This is a genomic window from Novosphingobium sp. ST904 (genome assembly GCF_001298105.1).
In the GTDB taxonomy this organism is placed as follows: Bacteria; Pseudomonadota; Alphaproteobacteria; order Sphingomonadales; family Sphingomonadaceae; genus Novosphingobium.
This window is the reverse complement of sequence record NZ_LGJH01000151.1, coordinates 16,382-36,046: the sequence shown is the minus strand read 5'-3', so window position 1 is coordinate 36,046 and position 19,665 is coordinate 16,382. Positions and strand designations below refer to the sequence as shown.

The 19,665-nt window shown below is 66.1% G+C and carries 18 protein-coding genes and 2 pseudogenes; 11 read left to right on the top strand and 9 right to left on the bottom strand.

Annotated features, from left to right (window positions below):
* The first annotated feature begins 233 nt into the window (after nt 1–233).
* From ADT71_RS33850 to ADT71_RS16570, 6 genes are read left to right on the top strand one after another with little or no spacing between them, the layout of a single operon-like run.
* Nucleotides 234–1,145 carry a hypothetical protein gene (locus ADT71_RS33850; protein ID WP_054438593.1) on the top strand — a complete coding sequence of 304 codons (912 nt, stop codon included), beginning with the start codon at nt 234–236 and terminating at the stop codon, nt 1,143–1,145.
* The gene (locus ADT71_RS33845) at nt 1,142–1,393 is read left to right on the top strand and encodes a hypothetical protein (RefSeq protein ID WP_054438591.1); all 252 of its coding nucleotides are present in this window, start codon (nt 1,142–1,144) and stop codon (nt 1,391–1,393) included. The genes ADT71_RS33850 and ADT71_RS33845 overlap by 4 nt, the downstream gene beginning before the upstream one ends.
* On the top strand, nt 1,390–1,959 hold the full coding sequence (locus tag ADT71_RS33840) for a hypothetical protein (RefSeq protein ID WP_054438589.1): 570 nt from the start codon (nt 1,390–1,392) through the stop codon (nt 1,957–1,959). The genes ADT71_RS33845 and ADT71_RS33840 overlap by 4 nt, the downstream gene beginning before the upstream one ends.
* Nucleotides 1,956–3,422, top strand: a complete 1,467-nt coding sequence (gene peaB / locus ADT71_RS16580; protein ID WP_231635951.1) for a quinohemoprotein amine dehydrogenase maturation protein — start codon at nt 1,956–1,958, stop codon at nt 3,420–3,422. The genes ADT71_RS33840 and peaB overlap by 4 nt, the downstream gene beginning before the upstream one ends.
* Entirely contained in the window at nt 3,419–3,763 is a 345-nt protein-coding gene (gene qhpC, locus ADT71_RS16575) for a quinohemoprotein amine dehydrogenase subunit gamma (RefSeq protein WP_054438587.1), read from the top strand. The genes peaB and qhpC overlap by 4 nt, the downstream gene beginning before the upstream one ends.
* 53 nt (nt 3,764–3,816) lie before the next feature.
* Nucleotides 3,817–4,848, top strand: a complete 1,032-nt coding sequence (locus ADT71_RS16570) for a YncE family protein (RefSeq protein WP_231635950.1) — start codon at nt 3,817–3,819, stop codon at nt 4,846–4,848.
* A 44-nt stretch (nt 4,849–4,892) separates the two neighbouring features.
* Here the strand turns inward: ADT71_RS16570 and ADT71_RS16565 are convergent, their stop codons facing one another.
* Nucleotides 4,893–5,168: a hypothetical protein gene (locus ADT71_RS16565; RefSeq protein WP_054438585.1), complete on the bottom strand. Its 276-nt coding sequence runs from the start codon at nt 5,166–5,168 to the stop codon at nt 4,893–4,895.
* A gap of 85 nt (nt 5,169–5,253) precedes the next feature.
* Nucleotides 5,254–5,538 carry a hypothetical protein gene (locus tag ADT71_RS16560; protein ID WP_054438583.1) on the bottom strand — a complete coding sequence of 95 codons (285 nt, stop codon included), beginning with the start codon at nt 5,536–5,538 and terminating at the stop codon, nt 5,254–5,256.
* A gap of 33 nt (nt 5,539–5,571) precedes the next feature.
* Between ADT71_RS16560 and ADT71_RS16555 the strand changes: the two genes are divergently transcribed.
* The 4 genes and pseudogenes from ADT71_RS16555 to ADT71_RS33830 all read left to right on the top strand — a co-directional run bounded on the left by ADT71_RS16555 (nt 5,572) and on the right by ADT71_RS33830 (nt 8,340).
* Nucleotides 5,572–5,916 (top strand): hypothetical protein, encoded by a 345-nt coding sequence (locus tag ADT71_RS16555; RefSeq protein WP_156336632.1) that lies wholly within the window; start codon nt 5,572–5,574, stop codon nt 5,914–5,916.
* A complete protein-coding gene (locus ADT71_RS16550) occupies nt 5,829–7,619 on the top strand; it encodes an ABC transporter ATP-binding protein (RefSeq protein WP_132469658.1) in 1,791 nt (596 codons plus the stop codon). The genes ADT71_RS16555 and ADT71_RS16550 overlap by 88 nt, the downstream gene beginning before the upstream one ends.
* Nucleotides 7,616–8,002 (top strand): annotated as a pseudogene (locus tag ADT71_RS33835) (S8 family serine peptidase); the annotation flags it as partial. The gene ADT71_RS16550 and the pseudogene ADT71_RS33835, both read left to right, overlap by 4 nt.
* Nucleotides 8,003–8,178: 176 nt before the next feature.
* Entirely contained in the window at nt 8,179–8,340 is a 162-nt protein-coding gene (locus ADT71_RS33830; protein ID WP_231635948.1) for a hypothetical protein, read from the top strand.
* A gap of 109 nt (nt 8,341–8,449) precedes the next feature.
* On the opposite strand, the gene ADT71_RS16540 is transcribed toward ADT71_RS33830, so the two are convergent.
* Nucleotides 8,450–10,087 (bottom strand): TonB-dependent receptor, encoded by a 1,638-nt coding sequence (locus tag ADT71_RS16540; RefSeq protein WP_231635947.1) that lies wholly within the window; start codon nt 10,085–10,087, stop codon nt 8,450–8,452.
* Entirely contained in the window at nt 10,063–10,905 is an 843-nt protein-coding gene (locus ADT71_RS33825) for a TonB-dependent receptor plug domain-containing protein (RefSeq protein WP_231635946.1), read from the bottom strand. Before ADT71_RS33825 ends, ADT71_RS16540 begins: the two co-directional genes overlap by 25 nt.
* 391 nt (nt 10,906–11,296) lie before the next feature.
* On the opposite strand from ADT71_RS33825, the pseudogene ADT71_RS16535 reads away from it, so the two are divergent.
* A pseudogene (locus ADT71_RS16535) lies at nt 11,297–13,371 on the top strand (sulfotransferase).
* A 45-nt stretch (nt 13,372–13,416) separates the two neighbouring features.
* On the opposite strand, the gene ADT71_RS16530 reads toward ADT71_RS16535, so the two are convergent.
* Genes ADT71_RS16530 through ureE form a run of 5 tightly spaced genes read right to left on the bottom strand, consistent with a single transcriptional unit; the run spans nt 13,417 to nt 19,591 of the window.
* Entirely contained in the window at nt 13,417–14,331 is a 915-nt protein-coding gene (locus tag ADT71_RS16530; RefSeq protein WP_054438579.1) for a DNA-binding response regulator, read from the bottom strand.
* Nucleotides 14,328–17,705 carry an ATP-binding protein gene (locus ADT71_RS16525; RefSeq protein WP_054438577.1) on the bottom strand — a complete coding sequence of 1,126 codons (3,378 nt, stop codon included), beginning with the start codon at nt 17,703–17,705 and terminating at the stop codon, nt 14,328–14,330. Before ADT71_RS16525 ends, ADT71_RS16530 begins: the two co-directional genes overlap by 4 nt.
* The gene (ureG, locus tag ADT71_RS16520; RefSeq protein WP_054438575.1) at nt 17,705–18,367 is read right to left on the bottom strand and encodes an urease accessory protein UreG; all 663 of its coding nucleotides are present in this window, start codon (nt 18,365–18,367) and stop codon (nt 17,705–17,707) included. Before ureG ends, ADT71_RS16525 begins: the two co-directional genes overlap by 1 nt.
* Nucleotides 18,364–19,143 carry an urease accessory protein UreF gene (locus tag ADT71_RS16515; protein WP_231635945.1) on the bottom strand — a complete coding sequence of 260 codons (780 nt, stop codon included), beginning with the start codon at nt 19,141–19,143 and terminating at the stop codon, nt 18,364–18,366. The genes ureG and ADT71_RS16515 overlap by 4 nt, the downstream gene beginning before the upstream one ends.
* Nucleotides 19,034–19,591, bottom strand: coding sequence for an urease accessory protein UreE (gene ureE, locus ADT71_RS16510; RefSeq protein ID WP_054438570.1), 558 nt, complete (start codon nt 19,589–19,591; stop codon nt 19,034–19,036). Before ureE ends, ADT71_RS16515 begins: the two co-directional genes overlap by 110 nt.
* Nucleotides 19,592–19,665: the final 74 nt, after the last annotated feature.

Here is a 19,665-nt window from a genome sequence, read left to right as displayed (position 1 = left end):
AAAATTTGAAGGTCGTCCAGTTTTCTTCCGACAGATAAGGGGAATCGGGCATTTCCCCAAACAACAGGGGGCTGACGAGAGATGAGCGCGTCGCGTATCCATGGCGGCCGGGCTGGTCCCAGCGATAGAGATTCCGTGCGGACCATGACGCCGCATGTCACGCAGGAAAGCTTATCCCGCCGCGCATCGGCGCGTGGCGCGGTCTCGGCGCGCGGCGCATTCCGTTTGCGGTGATGTTGCTCGCGGGGGCCTGCACCGTGCCGATGGTGGTCGGCGCCCAGGTCGGCGGCGAGGTCGAGGCGGACAAGGATCCGGCGGACTGGGTGGAGCGCGAGGCGGGCATTCCCGTCACCGACCAGCTCACCATGGAGAAGTGCGGCACTTGCCACACGCCGGACGCCAAGGGCAATCTTTCCCGCATTTCCTGGATCCGCGCGACGCCAGAGGGCTGGTCTCAGGCCATCAAGCGCATGGTCAAGCTCAACGGCCTGTCGATCGAGCCTGAAGAGGCGCGGCAGGTGGTGAAGTATCTCTCCACCCAGCACGGCCTCGCGCCCGAGGAAGCCCGCTCGGTCATGTACCTCGCCGAACGCCGCATCCTTGACGAGACGAACATCCCCAACGAGGCGGTGCGGCAGGCCTGTGCAAGCTGCCATGCCTTTGCGCAGCCGATGTCCTCCCGCCGCAGCAAGCGCGAATGGGCGCTGCTGCAGAACATGCACATGTCGCTCTATCCAACCGCGCAGATGGCTTACGAGCGACCCGACCCGGCCCATGCCGGGGACGATGATGGCGAAGACGACAAGAAGCCCGAAAAAGTCGCGAAGATCGCGCTCGAATATCTCGCCAAGGCGGCGCCGCTGCATACGCCGGAATGGGCGGCCTGGCAGCCGCGTATCCGCACCCCGATGCTGGGCGGCAAATGGGCGGTCAGCGCCTCTCTGCGCGGGCAGGGCCGCTTCGTGGGCGAAATGACGATCCAGCCCAAGCCCGGCTCGAACGAGTTCACCGCCGTCACGACCCTGCGCTCGCTCGATACCGGGAAGACCTTCACCCGCAAGGGTTCGGCGCTGGCCTATACCGGCTTTTCGTGGCGCGGTACCTCCACCGGCGGTTCCGCCGCTCTGGCGCGCCGGACGACATGACCGGCACCCTGCGCGAGACGATGTGGTTCTCTCCCGACCAGACTTTCGCCGAAGGGCGCTGGTACTGGGGCGAATATCACGAGTTCGGGCTCGACGTGAAACTGACCCGCGCCCTGGGCGCACCGGTGCTTGCCGCTGCGGCTCCAGAGGCACTCAAGACGGGTACAAAGGGGGCAGAAGTGCACCTGTACGGTGCGACCTGCCTTCGGGCCTCACCCCGGGTGAAGTCGATTTCGGTGCCGGCGTGACGGTGCGCAAGGTCGCCTCGGCAAGCCCGAACGAACTGGTGGTGACAGTGGATGCCGATGCCGATGCGATGCCGGGGCTGCGCGACGTTTCGCTGCGCGGCGCGGTGCTCCAGAAGGCGCTGCCGGTCTACAGGACGATCGATTACCTGAAGGTCACGCCGGAAACCTCGCTCTCCCATCTTGGCGGCATCAAGTACGGCAAGGGCTACGAGCAGTTCGCGGCGCAAGGCTGGTCTTCCGGTGCCGACGGCAAGCCGGGCACGGCGGACGACTTCGTGGTCCGCACCGTCGATGCCGACTGGAAGCTCGATGAGTTCCGCACCGTCACTTACGACGACGATGTCAGCTACGTCGGCAAGATCGACAATGCCGGGTTCTTCACCCCCGGCGAGGAAGGGCCCAATCCGGCCCGCCACTTCATGCGCAACAATTACGGCGAAGTCTGGGTGGTCGCCACCGCCCGGTCCGAAAAGGACAAGTTCGGCAAGCCGCTCGCCGCGCGCGCCTATCTCGTCACCACCGTCCCCGCGTACAAGCGCTGGGACCAGCCGGAGGTCTCGCAATGAACACGATGACATCGCTGAAGGCCGGACGCTACAGCATCGGCGAACTGCACGAGTTCGAGGCCGAAGGGCAGGGCTTCGCCTATCTCGTCGGCGCGGGCGCGATCTTCGCGCTGGACGAAGGCGCGCGGGCAGTGATCGCCCGGTTGCGCCGCGAGGAACTGTCGCACGCAGAGCTGGTTTCCGCGCTGACCGCGCATGGCCATTCGGCGGCCGATGCGGAGGATCTGATCCGCGAACTGCTCTATGTGCGCGGGATCGTCTCCGACCGGATCGCTCCCGCTGAAGCGCCGGTGCCCACCAGCCCGCCGGCCGATTTTCCGCTTCAGGCGCTGGTGCTCAACGTCACCAACCAGTGCAACCTCGCCTGCACCTACTGCTACGAATTCGGCGCGGACAAGATCGCCACGCCTGCGGGCAAGCCGAAGTTCATGACGCTGGATACGGCCAGGTCGTCGGTCGATTTCCTGCTGGCGGAATCCGGCAGTCGCAAGGCCGTGCACATCACCTTCTTCGGCGGCGAGACGCTGATGAACTTCAAGCTGCTGCGCGACGTGGTGCTCTACGCCAACGAGCGCGCCGCGGCGCAGGGCAGGGCGATCACCTATAGCCTGACCACCAATGCCACGCTGCTGACGGATGAGATCATCCAGTTCCTTTCGGACCAGCAGGTCGGCGTCACCGTTTCGATGGACGGTCCGCCCGAATTGCAGGATCGCCACCGCGTCTACAAGAACGGCAAGGGCAGCTATGCGGTGATGGAGCCGCGCCTGCGCAAGCTGATCGCCACGCACAAGACCCGCGCGATCACCGCGCGCGTGACGCTGACCGAAGGTGTCACCGACGTGATCCGCATCTTCCGCCACCTGAAGGACGATATCGGCTTCCACGAGGTCGGCTTCGCGCCGGTCACCAATTCCGGCGATCAGGCCTACGGTCTTGACGACGGCGGCATGGGCACGGTGCTGGCGGGCTTCCACGCCCTGGCGGACGAATGGCTGGAACATGCCCTGCGCGGGCAGATGCACGGCTTTTCGAATGTCTCGGAAACGATCGGCGAACTGATCCAGGGCGTCAACAAGTCGCACCCCTGCGGCGCCGGTATCGGCCTGCTGGGCGTCAGCCCTTCGGGCGACCTGTCTCCCTGCCACCGCTTCACCGATGCCGATACCCACACGCTGGGCCACATTTCCAGCGGCATCGACAGCGAGAAGCGCGAGGACTTCCTGTCGCGCGGACATGTCGGCGCGAAGTACGAATGCCAGAGTTGCTGGGCGCGTCCGCTCTGTGCGGGTGGCTGCCATCACGAGGCTTTCGTGCGCTACGGCGATACCGGCCACGCCAACCTGCACTATTGCGACTGGATCCGCGAATGGACCGATCGCTGCCTGAAGATCTACGGCGCGGTCGCCGCGCGAAACCCTGAATTCCTGGAACTTTTCGCGGCACGAAAGGCCCTGTCATGAAGCACTTGAAGCCGATCAACCGCAAGGCGCAGCGGATCGACGACATGGTGGCCCCGGCACTCGAAGCCTCCACCGAGGAAGACGTGGTGGCTCTTCAGCAGGCGCCGCGCCCGCACGTGCCGATGGGCTGCACGCTGTCGTTCTCGCCCGGCTGGGAAGTCGATGCCGGAGGCGGCACGGCGGGCCTGTGCCAGCCTGTGGAGCGCGACATCTACGATTGCTATGTCACCTGCTTCTGGCCGGTGCAGGTGCCCGATCACGTCAACTATTCGCCGGACTGGGCCAGCAACTGCGCCGTGGCGACCAAGGACTGGCGCAATCTCGACCTGGTGTTCCCATGAACTGCGCGCCTCCCCCTCACCCGGCCCGTCGCTCGCATTCTGGGAACGCCCGCATGAAGACCCTTCGCCTCGGCCTTGCCGGGCTTGCCTCGGCTCTCGCATTCGCCGCAATACCTTCGCAGGCCGGCACCATCGTGCTGGGCGGCTATCCCGACCAGATCCAGTTCGTTGACGATGCCAGCGGCAAGGTCGTCCAGAAGGTCACGCTGGAAACCGGGCTGCCGGACAACATCCAGCTTTCGGCGGATCGTTCGAAGATCTACGTCACCACGCTGACGACATCGGGGATCGAGGTTCTGGATGCCGCCTCGCGCAAGGTGGTGAACAAGTTCAGCCTCAACACCCCGACCACGCGCTATCGTTTCACCGGCGGCGTGGCCGATCCCACGGGGCGCTGGTTCTACACGGTGGCCCAGCACTACGACAAGGAGATCGATCTCTACCGCGTCAGCAAGCCGCAATACGTGGTGATCGACCTCAAGACCCAGAAGATCGCCCGCGCCGTCGATATCGACAAGGAAGACGAGGGGCCGGGCTATCGCACGCGCCTTGCCATCGCGCCTGACGGCAAGACGCTCTACGTCTTCGACAAGAAGATCCGGGTGATCGACACCGCCACGCTCAAGGTGGCGGACCGCATCGACCTCGCCAAGCCGGAAGATCCCGGCATGCGCGATGTCAGCATGGGCGGCACGCTGGAAACGCTGCACGATCCCAATGCCTATGTCTCGGTGTTCAACGCCGCCGATCCCTACATCCACAACAAGGTCTTCGGCATCGCCCGCTTCGACCTGACCTCGCGCGAGTTCAAGTTCACGCCGATCGGTCCGGCGCGATTCGATGTCGGGCCTGCAGGTCACGCCGGATGGCAAGCAGGGCTATACCGTGGCCGAAACCGGCAAGCTGGGGGCCAAGCGCTGCGAGTTCTGGCACTTCGACCTCACCACCAACACCGCACTGGAAAAGTCGGAGTTTCCCTGCCGTTCGCGCTATTACTTCGGCATGTCGCGCGATGGGAAGAAGCTCTACATCTATGGCGCGGGCTTCGAGATTTCGGTCTTCGACGCGGCGACGCTCAAGCATGAACAGGACTGGGCGCTTGGCAACGACATCACCATGGCGGGCATCCTCACCACACCGTGATGAGCCGGGCCGCAGCATGACGGCCGCGATCCGGGGGCGCGGGATCGCGGCGCGCTGCACGGCGCGCCTGCTCGGCGCGCAAGGGCTGGACTGGACGCTGGACGATGCGCCGCGTCCTTCCGGCCCGGCGGTGATGCTGAGCGATCCGGCGCTGTCCCTGATGCGCGACTGTCTTGGCGATCCGGAACTGCTGGCCGGCAAGCGCCGCGTGCAGCGCCGCGTAGTGGCATGGGGCGGGCAGGAGCCCGCCACGCTCGATCACGGCGCGATCGTGCTGGACGAAGGTGATCTGGATCAGTGTCTTGAGATAGATAATATAAATAAATCAAATATATACAGTGATTTTTTCATTCACGCGGCCATGCCTTTCCCTCGGGAAACATGCGCCGGTTCGGTTCGCGGCCATCCGGCGCGGCGCAAGTGCGGTTGCTGCGCGAGGAAGACGGCGATGCCTGCCGGGTGGAATCGCTCGATACCGGGTGGCTGTTCCTGATCCCGGTCAGCGACACGACCGGCTGGCTGCTTGCCATCGGCGGATCGCCCGACGAACTGCTGCCGCAAAGCCGCCATCTGGGTGCGCGGGTCGAACTGTCGCGGCTGTCCGGCGCCAGCTTCGAAACCGCGCCCGGCATGCTGGAATGCCTTGCCGCGCCGGGCTGGCTCGCTTGCGGTACGGCGCCATCGCCTTCGACCCGATCTGCGGAGATGGCACCGCGCAGGCCGTGCGCGAGGCCGTTCTTGCCGCCGCCGTGGTGCAGGCCCTGGCCGAGGGCGAGGATGCACAGGCGCTTGCCACGCATTATCACTCCATGCTGCTGGCCGCGATGCGGCGCCACCTCAAGCTCTGCGCGCAGTTTTACGCCACGGGCGGGAAGGGGGCCTGGTGGCAGGCCCAGCTCGCCGCGCTGGCGGAAGGCTTCGAATGGTGCACCGCCGCGCTCTCCCGCCTGCCGGAGCCGCGCTACGAATTGCGGGGCCTCCGCCTCGTCCCCCGGGAGACCGTGACCTGAACGCCCCCATTCCAACAGAGCCGCCCAAGATCGCGGACTGGAGCACCTACCGGCGCTTGCGCCCCTTCCTGGCGCCATACTGGCGGCCCTTGCTCACCGTGCTGGTCATCAGTCTCGTGGCGACGGCGATGAACCTTGCGCAGCCCTATCTTTCCAAGCTGATGATCGACCAGGCCCTGCTCAAGAGCGACATGCGCGCGCTGCTGACCATCGCGGCGGTCATGGTGGCGGTTTCGATGGCGGGTTTCGCGCTCAATATCCTTGCCAGCTACCGCTATGTCGGCACTTCGGCGGCGATGCTGTTCGATATCCGCGCCGCGCTGCTGCGCCATCTGCAGACGCTGTCGCCGCGCTTCTACGGATCGTTCCGGCTGGGCGACCTGATGTCGCGCCTCAACAGCGATGTCAGCGATATCCAGCGCGTCACCGCCGACACCATGCTTTCGGTGCTGAGCAATGCGCTGATGCTGGCGGGCAGCGTGGCTATCATGCTGTGGCTGGACTGGAAGCTGTTCCTGGTCAGCGTGGTACTGATCCCGGCCTGCGTCCTGACCTTCCGCCACTATCAGCGCCGCCTCAACGATCTCACCCGCGACATGCGCGAGCGCGGAGCGGATCTGGGCAGCCTGCTGGTGGACACGGTGATGGGGATGCGCGTGATCGCCTCGCTCGGCGCCGGGGAGCATGAGGTTAGCCGCTTCGCCACGCGCAACAACGCCTTCGTGCGCGCCATGCTGCGGATGCAGGTCGCCTCATTCATGACCGGCGCGGTGCCCGGCACGCTGCTGACGGTGACGACATCGGCCGTCATCATCTACGGCGGCGCGCGGATCATCGACGGCACGATGACGATCGGCACGCTGGTGGCCTTCATGACGTACCAGATGCGCCTTTTCGCGCCGATCCAGGTGATGATGGGGCTGGTTTCCGGCCTCAGTTCGGCGCGCGTCTCGCTGGCGCGCATCTTCGAGCTGTTCGACACGCCGCCCGAAGTGACCGAGCGCGCCGACCCGCTGCCGCTGGCACGCGTGCTGGAGGGCATCCGCTTCGAGAACGTCTCCTTCGCCCATGCCGGCCGCCCGGTGCTGGCGGGCGTGGACGTGACTTTCCCGCGCGGCGCCTTCTGCGCGATCCTCGGGCCGAGCGGTGTCGGCAAGTCGACCATGGCGGACCTCATGGTGCGCTATCTCGATCCCGATTCCGGCCGCGTCACCGTGGACGGGCACGACATGCGCGATCTGGCGCTGGCCGACTTGCGGCGCGAGGTGATCCTGGTCGACCAGTCTCCCACCATGTTCAACGACACCATCGCCGCCAATGTCGCTTTCGCGCGGCCGCAGGCGAGCGCGGGCGAGATTGCGGAAGCGGTGCGACTGGCCGGTCTCGACGCGCTTGTCGCGCGGCTGCCGCTGGGCCTCGAAACCCGCACCGGGGAGCGCGGCCTTGCCCTTTCGGCGGGAGAGCGCCAGCGCGTGGCCATCGCCCGCGCCTTGCTGCGCAAGCCCGATGTGCTGATCCTCGACGAGCCGACTTCGGCGCTGGACAGCGAGACCGAGCGGCAGGTCGCGGCATTGCTGCGGGAGGCTTTGCCCGAAGCGACGATCATCGCCATCACGCACAAGCCGCTGCTCGCCGAAATGGCGGACGTGGTGGTGACGATCGCGGAGGGCCGGGTGAGCACGCACCAGCGCGAGGCGGCATGACCGCGCCCGATCCCGACCGGGCGATGCCGCCGCTGTTTCCGGGCCGCACCGGCGGGGGCGTGCGCATTGCGGTGATCGACAGCGGGGTCCATCCGGGGCACGACCATATCGACGCCGCCCGTATCGCGCCGGGCGTGGCCGTGCTTGCCGACGGCAGCCTCGACACCGGCCCGGACGCCGTGCTTGACCGTCTCGGCCACGGCACCGCCGTCACGGCCGCGATCCTCGAAAAGGCGCCCGAGGCCATGTGCCTGCCGGTACGCGTCTTTCGCGAGGGGTTGAAAACCAGCGCCGCAGCGCTCGTCGCCGCGATCCGCTGGTCGGCTGCACAGCGGGTCGATCTCATCAACCTCAGCCTCGGCTCGACCAATCCCGCGCATGAGCCGGTGTTCGCCGCCGCCGTGGCCGAGGCCCGCGCTGCGGGCGCATCGGTGATCGCCGCGCGCGAAGCCGGCGGCGTGCCGTGCCTGCCGGGAATGCTTCAGGGCGTGATCGGCGTGGAACTGGACTGGGACTGCCGCGCGCACGGCTTGGTCTGGCGCGGCGCGGGGATGGCCCGGTGCTGCTCGCCTCGGGCTACCCCCGGGCGATCCCCGGAGTGCCACATCGGCGAAACCTTTACGGCATCAGCTTCGCCGTTGCCCAGGTCACCGGCTTTGCCGCGCTGGCCTGTGAGGAAGGCGGGGCCGAAATGCTGTTCGAACTGGCGCAGGCCACATAGAGCGGTCTGGCGCATCGCCGCATTTTCCCCTGACCCGCGTTCTTCCCAAAAAAAAAGGCCCGCCACGGATGAACCGTGGCGGGCGACAAGGTGGGTTGGTGAGAGACCGTCAGAACCGCTGGCCGAACTTCAGCCCGAGGAACCTTGGCTTGATCGGGTAGGTTCGCGACGAGTCCGAGCAGTAGGCGATCGAGCAGAAGGTGTTCTTGCTCAGTGCCCCGCGCTTGTCGAAGGCGTTCTGGATGAAGGCTTCCACCGACCAGTTGTCCTTCTTGAAGCCTGCCGAGAAATCGAAGCTCTCGAACCCCTTGGTGTTGCCGAGCAGGCTGTTGTTGTACGTGTCGAGGTCCGAGGTGCTGGAGGTCTGGTAGAAGGCTGCGGCCTGCACGAACGCGTCGAAATCCGAGACCATGAAGCTGTAGCGCGCGGTGGCGTTGGTCTTGAACTTGGGCTGGCGCGGCAGGCGGGTGCCCTTGGCGGCGGCCTGCTGGCCGACATCGGGGCAGGAAGCGAGCTGGTAATAGTCCGAGGTGGGAGAATCGCGGGTGATCTTGCAGAAATTCTCCGCCAGCGCCGCATCGTTGTAGGCGCCGGCGGCGCTCAGCATGAGATCGCCGATCTTCCATTCGGCGTCCATTTCCACGCCGTAGACCCTGGCATCGCCGGCATTGAGGCGAAGGCCCGCGCCCTGGAAGCCGAACGGCACGACCAGGTACTGCACGCCCTTCCACTGTTCGTAGTAGACCGCGCCGTTGAGGCGGAAGTTGTTGCCCCAGGTGGTCTTGAAGCCCATTTCCCAGTTGGTCAGGGTATCGGCCTTGTAGGGCTGGGTCGGGGCGATACGGTTGCCGCCGCCGGGGCGGAACCCGGTGGAGTAGGTCGCGTAGAGCATCTTGTCCGGCGTTGCCTGCCAGGCGAGGCTGAGCTTGTGAGTCTCGCCTTTTTCCGAATACTTGATGTCGGTGTTGATGCAGGTCAGCCGTTCGTCGGGCAGCGGCACGTCGCAGCCCTGTTCGCCGGTAAGCGTATTGTAGGCGCGGCTGGACCGGGCGCTGGCTTCGACGCCGCCGAAGCCGTAGTTGCTGTTCTTGGTGTCGAAGTAGCGGATGCCGCCCGTCACCTTGAGATTGGGCACGATCTCGTAAGTGCCTTCGGCGAAGAGGGCGAAGTCCTTGTACACCGTGTTGGTTTCCACGAGGTAGAAGGCATCGCGCTTCACCGCGTGGCTGGACCCGGCGTTGATCGGCAGGGTCGAGAGATAGCCCAGATCCCTGATGTAGTAATCGCTGTCGGTCTTCTGCTTCTGGTACTGGTAGAAGGCGCCGGCAGTCAGGGTGAAGGGCCAGGACTTCGGCACGGAAAGCCGCAGTTCCTGCGTGAACTTGCTCTGGCGCTGATTGCCGAAATAGGCCTGCGCCGGGTTCTGGAAGTTTCCGTCGGGATCCTTGAACTGAAGGTAGGATTCGTAGCCCGGCCCGAAGTTGTCGTAAGTGACCGAGTAGTAGGTGTAGTCGTTGGCGTTCTTGATCCGGCGCTTGAAGTAGCCGGTCGACGATACGAGGTCGAAGTCGCCCAGATGGCCCTGGATGGTCAGCGCGGCCTGGTACCACTTGTCCTTGTTGTAGGTTTCCGAATAATCGTGGACCTTGAGGTCGCCGACGTCGGGATCGTAGTTGAACGAGCCCTTGGCGTTGAGGTTCTGGTACGTGATCGACGGCATGATCAGCCAGTCGTCACCCAGATCCACCGAAACGGTGCGCGGCCGCCCCAGTCGGTTACGGGGTTGTAGTTCTTCTTGACCAGATCGTCGTTGGTCAGGAGGTAATTGGTGTCGGGATCGTCGTCGCCCAGCTTGAAATTGTAGGAGCCGGGCGTGTTGTCGATGTAGCCGCCATCGTGGCGGTAGTAGCCCATCAGGCGGATCGCGACGTTTTCGGTCACCGGCAGGTTCATGAAACCTTCGAGCTGCGCGCCCGGATCGCCTGCGCCGTACTTGTTGATCTGCGCATCGTAACCGGCCTCGAACTCGCCGAGCTTGGGTTTCTGGGTGATGATGCGCAGGGTGCCGGCCAGCGAACTGGCGCCGAACAGCGTGCCTTGCGGACCGGAAAGCGCCTCGATGCGCTCGATATCGTAGATGTGCAGGTCCGGCATGCGGCCTGCGGTGGTCAGCGGGATTTCATCGAGATAGACGCCCACTGTCGGCAGTGCCCCACCCGAGACCGAAATGCCGCGGAAGAACGGTTCGCTGCGGCCGGGGCCCAATGTCGCGAAGCTGACGGAAGGCAGGATATTGGCATAGTCGGCGAAGTTGGCGACCTGCCGCTGGTCGAGCTTTTCGGGCGCGAGCGCCTGTATGCTGATCGGTACGCGCTGGACGCTTTCCGAGGTGCGCGTGGCGGTGACGACGATATCGGTGAGGCCCGACGACGGCGCCGTGGTTTGTTCCGAGGCTTGAGGCGCGCCGGCCTCTTGCGCCATGGCCGTGGCCGGAAGCGCGAAGGGTGTGAGTATCGTCGTCGCCAGCAGGCATAGTTCACCGGCGCGACGATGCCGCGTAGTCAAGTGCATGTCATGGACCCCCAAATTGTCGTTTCGTGCCCTCTCCCGGCCCGAAAGCTCCCACCTTGCCGGCGGGTCGCCGTGCACCGCCTTCGCGCCCTTTGGGTCTGGCGAAGGCAACCTCCTCCTGTCCCGGAAGCAACGCCTTCCGGGTTCGCCGACAAGACTTCGCCGACGCCGAATTACCAGAGATAAAAGGGAATGCTTCGCAATCGCAGCATTCCGAACACCCGTCCTAAATTGGATAGTGACAGTCATTTTTCTGCTGTCAAGGCGCTAAAATGTGATCTTATCTTTCAGGTTCCTGCGCGAACTTTCCAGTTTGCGCGTTGCGGGACTCGACGAGCCTGAACATATGTCCTAGATCTGTTTCGCAGTTGCACATAGGAGTTTCATGGCTCACTCCCCCGTCGCTCCCGCCCAAGTACCGGCCACCGGAACGCTTGAAACGGCCTTGTCCCATGCGGCCGGATTGCTGGCCGAAAGGCCCGACATCGCGCATGCCCAGGCGCTGGAAATCCTGCGCGCGCTGCCCGGTCATCCGCAGGCGCGGCTGGTGGAGGCGCGGGCCTTGCGGCGGATGGGGAAGGGGCGCGCGGCAAGGGCGATTCTCGGCGATCTTGCGGCGACCCAGCCGCGCGCGGCGCTGGTGTTTCTGGAACTGGGGCAGGTATGCCGCGAACTTGGCGAACCGGTTCAGGCCGAAGCAGCGTTCCGCCGTGCCGGTGACCTGCGTCCCGATCTCTGCGCGGCATGGAGCGGACTGGCGGCGGCGCTTCGCGATCAGGGATCCGGGCGGACGCGCGAGGCGGAGGCCGGCCAGGCGGACCTTGTCGCGGTCAGGGCGGCAACGCGCGACCCCGATCTGGTCAAGGCCGCGCTGGCGCTGGGCGAAGGGCATTTCGAAGCGGCGCAGAAGCTGCTGCACGATTTCCTGCGCCGCGATCCCGAAAATGCTGCCGCGATTCGCATGATGGGCGAACTGGCATGGCGGATCGGGCGGCTGGATGATGCGGTAGCCTTGCTGGAGCGGGCGATATCGCTGGCCCCGGGTTTCGAGGCCGCGCGCGACCTTCTGGCCCGCGTGTTAGGCCAGGCGAACCGCCTTCCCGAAGCGCTCGCCCAGGCTGACGAACTGATCGCGCGCAATCCCCTCAGCCCTGCCCATGCCATGCTCAAGGCCTCGTTCCTCGTGCGGACGGGGGAGCAGCATGGGGCCAAGGCGATCTACGAAGCGCTGCTCGAACGGCGCGAAGACCAGCCGCGGATCTGGATGAACCTCGGCCATGTCTGCAAGACGATCGGCCGGCGCGACGATGCCATTGCCGCCTATCGCCGCGCGGGCCGGCTGGCGCCGTCGCTGGGCGAGGCGTGGTGGAGCCTGGCCAACCTCAAGACCGTGCGCCTCGGCGCCGAAGACCTGGCAGCGATGCGCGCGGCGCTGGCCGGTCTCGAAGGCGAACAGGCGCAGGGCGAGGATGCGGTGCACCTGCACTTCGCGCTCGGCAAGGCGCTGGAGGATGCGGGCGCCGATGCCGAGGCTTTCGGCCACTACGAGACGGGCAACCGCCTTCGCGCCGCGCGCGAACCGTTCGGCGCTGCGGAGGCGCATCGCCATGCCCGCGATCATGCGGCGACCTTCACCGCGCCGTTTCTGGCGGGGCGCGGCGAAGGCGGCTGCCTTGCTGCCGATCCGATCTTCGTGGTGGGCCTGCCGCGCGCCGGATCGACCTTGGTGGAGCAGATTCTCGCCAGTCATTCGATGGTCGAGGGGACGATGGAGCTGCCCGATCTGATGATGATCGCCGCGCGCTCGAATCGCGGATCGAGGAGGGCGAATTCGCCGACTACGGCGCGCTGATGGCCTCGCTCTCCCCGGCCGACCGTACGCGGCTGGGAGAAGAGTATATCGAGCGCACCCGCGCGCACCGGCAGAGCGGCAAGCCGCACTTCATCGACAAGATGCCCAACAACTGGCAGCACCTTGGCCTGATCCGCCTGATCCTGCCGAATGCGCGGATCGTGGATGCGCGGCGCCATCCGCTGGGCTGCTGCTTCTCCGGCTGGAAGCAGCATTTCGCGCGCGGGCAGGACTTCACGTACGATCTCGCCGGGATCGGCGCTTATTACCGAGACTACATGGCGCAGATGGCGGCATTCGAACAGGCGGCGCCGGGGGCGGTGCACCGCGTGATCTATGAGCGCATGGTGGCCGATACGCCGGGCGAGGTGGCGCGGCTGCTCGGCCATCTCGGCCTGCCGTTCGAGGACGCCTGCCTTGCCTTCTGGCAGACCGAGCGAGCGGTCCGCACCGCGAGTTCGGAACAGGTGCGCCAGCCGATATTCACCGATGCGGTGGAGCACTGGAAGCGCTTCGAACCGTGGCTGGGTGATCTCGTTTCCGCGCTGGGGCCGGTCCTGGCGGCTTATCCCGATGCGCCTGACGAGTGGCGGGAACGGCTGGCCTGAGGAAAACCGGCCCGCGCAGGTTGGCCTAACCTGCGCTGGCCGCCATTACTGCGAAATCACCCGCACCGCGAAAGCCGCGGCGGCGGCGCGGGTTTCCACGCCCAGTTTCTCGAAGACCTGTTCAAGGTGCTTGTTCACCGTGCGCGGGCTGATCGCCAGGATTTCGCTGATGACGCGGTTGGGCTTGCCGTAGCTGATCCACAGCAGCACTTCGGCCTCGCGCTGGGTGAGGCGGAAGTGTTCCTGCAAACAGGTGATATCGGCCTGCGGGTCGATCAGGTTGACGCGCACCAGCAGTTCGCCGGGACGCGAGCGGCCGACCACCACCGTTTCGAGCGAGCGTCCGCCTTCGAGGTCGAGCTTGGTGGTGGTGCCCGGCGCTGCACTGTCCTGGAACAGGCGCATGAACGGGGGCAGCAGCAGCGGCGGCAGTTCCCCGCCATGGCGCGACCAGTCGGGCGCGAAAGTCTGGAGCAGCTTTTCGGCCGTGGGCGTGCACCAGCCCATCCGGCCTTCGGCCTGCACCGCGATGAGACTGCGCCCGGTGGCGTCGAGCGCGAAATGGCTGCCGTGCGCGATGCGCGCATTGGCCATGTGGACGCGCACCCGCGCCAGCAGCTCGTCCACGACGATGGGCTTGCGCAAGTAATCGACCCCGCCTGAATCGAGCGCGTGGACGACGTGCTCGCTTTCGGTGAGCCCGGTCATGAAGATCACCGGCACATGCGCGCGTGCCGGCAGCGCCTTGATCGCGCGGGTGGTCTCGAAGCCGTCCAGTCCGGGCATCACCGCGTCCATCAGCACGAGGTCGGGCACGACATGGTCGAGCAATTGCAGCGCCGCCTCGCCGCTCGTCGCCACCAGCACCGATATCCCGGAGGATTCCAGCGTGTCGGTCAGGAAACGGAGCGATTCCTGCGTGTCGTCAACGACGAGCACGGTGTCGGTATGGGCGGTCATGGCTTGCGGGTCATCATGTGTGGGCTCTGGCGGTCTTTGAGGAGCATCTGTATGTCGAAGCGGTCGAGGTGATCCACCAGTTGCGCGACGAGCGGGGCGGCTTCGGGAACTTCGCGTTCCAGCGTGCGGATGGCGGCTTCGATCCCGCGAACATGGCCGATCAGCGCCTTCTGTTCGATCTCGGCCAGGAGCGGCGCGGCGGCGGCGGGCAGCGGCGCAATGCCCGGATCGATGGCGGGCGGGCGCATGGCTTCGGGCTTCTCGCCGATCCAGCGGATCGAGAGCTGTTCCGCCACGACATCCAGCATGGCGTCGAGTTCGACCGGCTTCTTGAGGAACATGTCGTGGCTGGCCAGTCCATCGCCGCCGCGGCTGAATTTGTGGGCATTGGCCGAGACCATCACGATCTTCACGTCTTTGCCGAGCGTTTCGCGCAGGCGTGCGCAGATGTCCCAGCCGGATTCGCCGGGCATCGAGATGTCGAGCAGGACGATGTCGGGCCGCTCGGCCAGCGCGAGGGCATGGCCCCGTGTGCCGTTCGATGCATCGAGCACGGTGAAGTCCAGCGGTTCCAGCAGGCTGCGGACCATGCCGATCTGGGCGGGATCGTCGTCGATCACCAGCACCTTGCGGCGTTCGCCCTCGTAGCCGGCGACCCGGTCCACTTCCTCGACATCCTGCTTTGGCCCGGCGACCTGACCCAGCATCAGCCGGACGGTGAAGCGCGTTCCCTGCCCCGGCTCGCTCACCACCGCAAGATCGCCGCCGAGGATGCGAACCAGCGCCTGCGTGATCGCAAGGCCAAGGCCCACCCCCTTCTGGCGCTGGGCATCGGGATTGCCGCCGCGCTCGAACGGTTCGAAGACCTTGGCGAGGTCTTCGGGCGAGATGCCGATGCCGGTGTCGACCACCTCGAACGTCGCCATTTCGCTGCGGTACTGGACGCGGAACGTAACCGAGCCTGCCGGCGTGAACTTGATCGCGTTGGACAGCAGGTTGATGAGGATCTGGCGCAGGCGTTTCTGGTCGGTCCGCACGAAGCCGGGCAGGCGTTCGGGGCGCTCGAAATGGAAGGCGATCCCCTTGGCCTGCGCCTGCGGGCGGAACATGTTGGCGATCTGGTCCACGAAGGAGGGGAAGCGCACCGTCTCGCTGGAAATGCGCAGCACGCCGCTTTCGACCTGCGATATGTCCAGCAGGCCCTCTACGAGGTTGGTGAGGTGTTCTGAGCTGCGGCGGATCACCTTGGCCGCTTCCACCGGGGTCACGTCATGCCCGCGCTCCAGGAGCTGCGAGTAGCCGTAGATGGAGTTGAGCGGCGAGCGGATTTCGTGGCTGACGCTGACGAGGTAGCGGCTTTTTGCCGAATTCGCGGCCTCGGCCGCTTCCTTGGCGGCCTGGAGCTCCTTTTCGGTGCGGTTGTGCGCCTCGATCTCGTTCATCAGCAGGGTCACGTGGTGTTCGCTTTCCTGCATCGCCGAGCGGCGCGAGTGGTGGACCAGCACGATGATCCACGCGATCACCCCGCCGCACAGCGAAAGCAGCAGGAACAGGCCGATCAGCACCGAGGAGAAACGGGCGGCGGCATTGGGCGAGGTCAGCTCGATCTGCCAGGAAAGCGTGCCGACGATCACCCCGATCACCGAGACGATCGCCGCCATCACGAATACGAAGTGCCCCACCGGCGTATGCACGAAGCGGGCCGCGCGGCGCGGGACCAGCCGCTCCAGCCAGCGGGCAAGCTGCTGTGTCGCGCGGCTGTCGCGCTTGCAGCGGTCGTGGCAGCGGGCTTCGAGGGTGCAGCAAAGCGAACAGATCGGCGCCGCATACATGGGGCAGTGCGCCATATCATTGAGTTCGAAGCGGTTCTCGCAGATCACGCAAGTGGCGTCGGTCTGGCCGGGCGACCAGCGGGTGCGGCGGGCGATGTAGTAGCGGCCTTGCGTGGCAAGCGCGATCACCGGTGCGGCGGTGAAAGCCACGGCCAGCCCGATCACCGGCGCGAACGCCTGTGCCAGCGGGCCGAGCAGGTCGAAATGCGCGCATGTCGCCACCGCGATCGACAGGGCCATGGCGCCGAGACCCACCGGGTTCAGGTCGTTCAGGTGGGCGCGCTTGAACTCGATCCCGCGCGGCGAGAGGCGCAGCGGCTTGGAGATCATGAGATCCGCCGCCAGCGCGCCGATCCATGCGGCGGCTACCGTGGCGTAAAGGATCAGGATCTGCTCGATCACGGTGAAGATGCCGATTTCCATCAGCAGCAGCGCCAGCAGCACGTTGAACACCATCCAGACGATGCGGCCGGGGTGGCTGTGCGTGAGGCGCGAGAAGAAGTTGGACCACGCGATCGAGCCGGCATAGGCATTGGTCACGTTGATCTTGAGCTGGCACACCACCACGAACAGGCCCGTCAGCACCAGCGAGAGCGCGGGCCAGCCGGTCATCTGCGTGAAGATCGCATGAAACATCGCAGTGGGGCTGGACGGATCGTCCGCCATGAGGTGGCGGCTGGTGACGAACCAGGCGAGGTAGGAGCCCAGCAGCAGCTTGGTGCCGCCGAACAGGGTCCAGCCGGGCCCGCCGATCAGCATCGCGGTCCACCAGCGGGTGCGGCCGATCTTCGCTTCCGGCGGAAGGAAGCGCAAGTAGTCCGCCTGTTCGCCGATCTGCGGCAGCAGCGAAAGCAGGGTGGAAAGTGCGAGCCCGAAGTGAAGCAGGGTTACGCTACCGTCCGCCAGCCCGAACCTGCCGGAATAGTGCGACCATTCGGCCAGCGCCGCAGGACCGGACCACACGATGTAGACGATCGGCGCGACTTGCAGGACGATCCAGAGGTATTGCGTCCAGGCCTGGAACCGGGTGATCGCGCTCATCCCGTAGAAGGCGATGGGGATCACCACGAGCGCGCAGATCAGGTAGGCCACGCTCATCGGCATCCCGGTCATCGCGCGCAGGGCGACCGCCATGATCGTCGCCTCCACCGAGAACAGCAGGAAGGTGAAGGAGGCATAGACCAGCGAGGTGATCGTCGAGCCGAGATAGCCGAAGCCCGCGCCGCGCGTCAGCAGGTCGATGTCCAGCCCCCGCCGGGCGGACTGGTAGGCGATGGGCAGGCCCAGAACGAACATCAGCGCCATGCCCGCCGCGATGGCGGCCACGCTGTTGGCGAAACCGTAAGTCAGCGTGATCGAGGCGCCGATCGCCTCGCAGGCGAGGAAGGCGGTGGCGCCGATGGCGGTGCCCGCCACCGTGCGCGGCGCCCAGCGCCGCGCCGCATCGGCGGTGAAGCGCAGGGCATAGTCTTCAAGCGTCTGCGTCGCGACCCACTTGTTGTAGAGCCGCTTGTCTTTCAGGACGTAGTCGGGCTGCTTCATCACCCGATTTCGGTGACGGGAGCGGGCTCGCGAGGGCGCAGGCCGCCGCTGGCGACGATGAAGTCGACCACTTCGTCCAGCCCGACCATGTCCTTTAGGTTGGAGAACAGGAAGGGCCGCGTGCCGCGCATCTTTCTGGCGTCGCGGTCCATCACGCCCAGGTCGGCGCCGACCAGCGGGGCAAGGTCGATCTTGTTGATCACCAGCAGGTCCGAACGGGTGATGCCGGGGCCGCCCTTGCGCGGGATCTTGTCGCCCGCGGAAACGTCGATCACGTAGATGGTGATGTCGGCCAGTTCCGGGCTGAAGGTGGCGGCCAGGTTGTCTCCGCCGCTTTCGATGAAGATCACCTCGAGGCCGGGGAATTTCCTGGCCATCTCGTCCACGGCGACGAGGTTGATGCTGGCATCCTCGCGGATGGCGGTGTGCGGACAACCGCCGGTTTCCACGCCCATGATCCGCTCCGGGGCGAGCGCGCCGGAGCGGGTGAGGAATTCGGCATCCTCGCGGGTGTAGATGTCGTTGGTGATGGCCGCGATGTTGTAACCCTCGCGCATGGCCTTGCAGAGGCGTTCCGTCAGCGCGGTCTTGCCGGAGCCGACCGGGCCGCCGATGCCGACGCGCAGGGGACCGTGACCTGAAGCGGTTGGGGCAGTGCTCATGAGCGGAAAAGCCTTGTGTAGAGGGTTTCGTGGGCGATCGACGCCAGTTCGAGGTCCGGCGCGGCGGTGCCGAGGTCTTCCAGCGGCGTGACGAGGGCGCGGGCGGCGATCCGTTCGATCAGCGGGGCAAGCGCGGCGATGGCATGTTGCCCGTCGGTCTGGCCGAGCGGAACCAGCCGCACGCCTGCCGAAACGAGGTTGGCGGCGGTGGAATGGAGCAGGGCGTGGAGTGCGCTTTCCAGCGGCACGCCGTGCGCCGCGCAGGCCAGCGCCATGACCGTACAGTGGGCGACGGGCCAGTCGCCGTTGCGCGCCGAGAAAGCGTCCAGCGCGGGGTGTGGCCAGGCCTTGCGGGTGACGGCAAGGAACGAGGCGCCCTGCTGGCGGGCCTCCAGCGCGGTTTCGCTGCTGCCCCGGAAGGCGGCGGCGAGTTCGGAGATGTCGTCGAAGGCGGCGTCATCGCCGGCCGCTTTCCAGGCGTGCACGAAAAGGACGGCATCCACCCAGCCGCCGCCGCGCGCCAGCACCGCTTCGACATAGGCGACCACGTCCATGGCGCTGCGCACCCGGCCATCCTCCACGGCGGTTTCGAGGCCGTGGCTGTAAGTGAAGCTGCCGACCGGATAGGACGGGGAAGTCCATGCGAGCAGCCGGTGCAGCGCCCCGTCAGTGAGCATGGGAGCAGGGGCCGTCATGATCGTGGTCATGGTCATGGTGGTGGCCGTGGTCGTGATGCCCATGGCCTTGCGAATGGTCGTGCCCGTGCGAATGGTCATGTCCGTGGGCATGGCCGTGGCCGGAATAGGCGCCGCCCTCGGGCGTGAAGGCGGCTTCCAGCCTGGTCACCGTGGCGCCCAGCCCTTCGAGCATGGCGTTGATGACGTGATCGTCGCGCAAGCGGATGGCGTGGGGGTGGAGTTCGGCGGGCAAGTGGCGGTTGCCGATATGCCAGGCGAGCCGGATCATCGTTGCCGCGCTGTCCGCCGTCACTTCCACCAGTGCCTCGGGCGCGGCGAGCACTTCCACCAGCCGCCCGTCCGAGAGCTGCAGCGCATCGCCGTGGCCCAGCACTTGCGCGCGCGGCAGGTCGAGCAGGAAGGCGGTGCCGTTGTCTGCGGTATAGTACCAGCGGCGGCGGTGGCGCGCGTCATGGTCCAGCGTGATGCGGTCGGCGGCCTCGCCGGTCCAGTGACCGTGGGGGATGACTTCGTGGACGGTCAGCATGGGAAGGGCCCTGTGTTGTTCCGAATCTTGCTCCGGGCCGACGGCATAATCAGCTTTTCCTCGCCATGACGAGA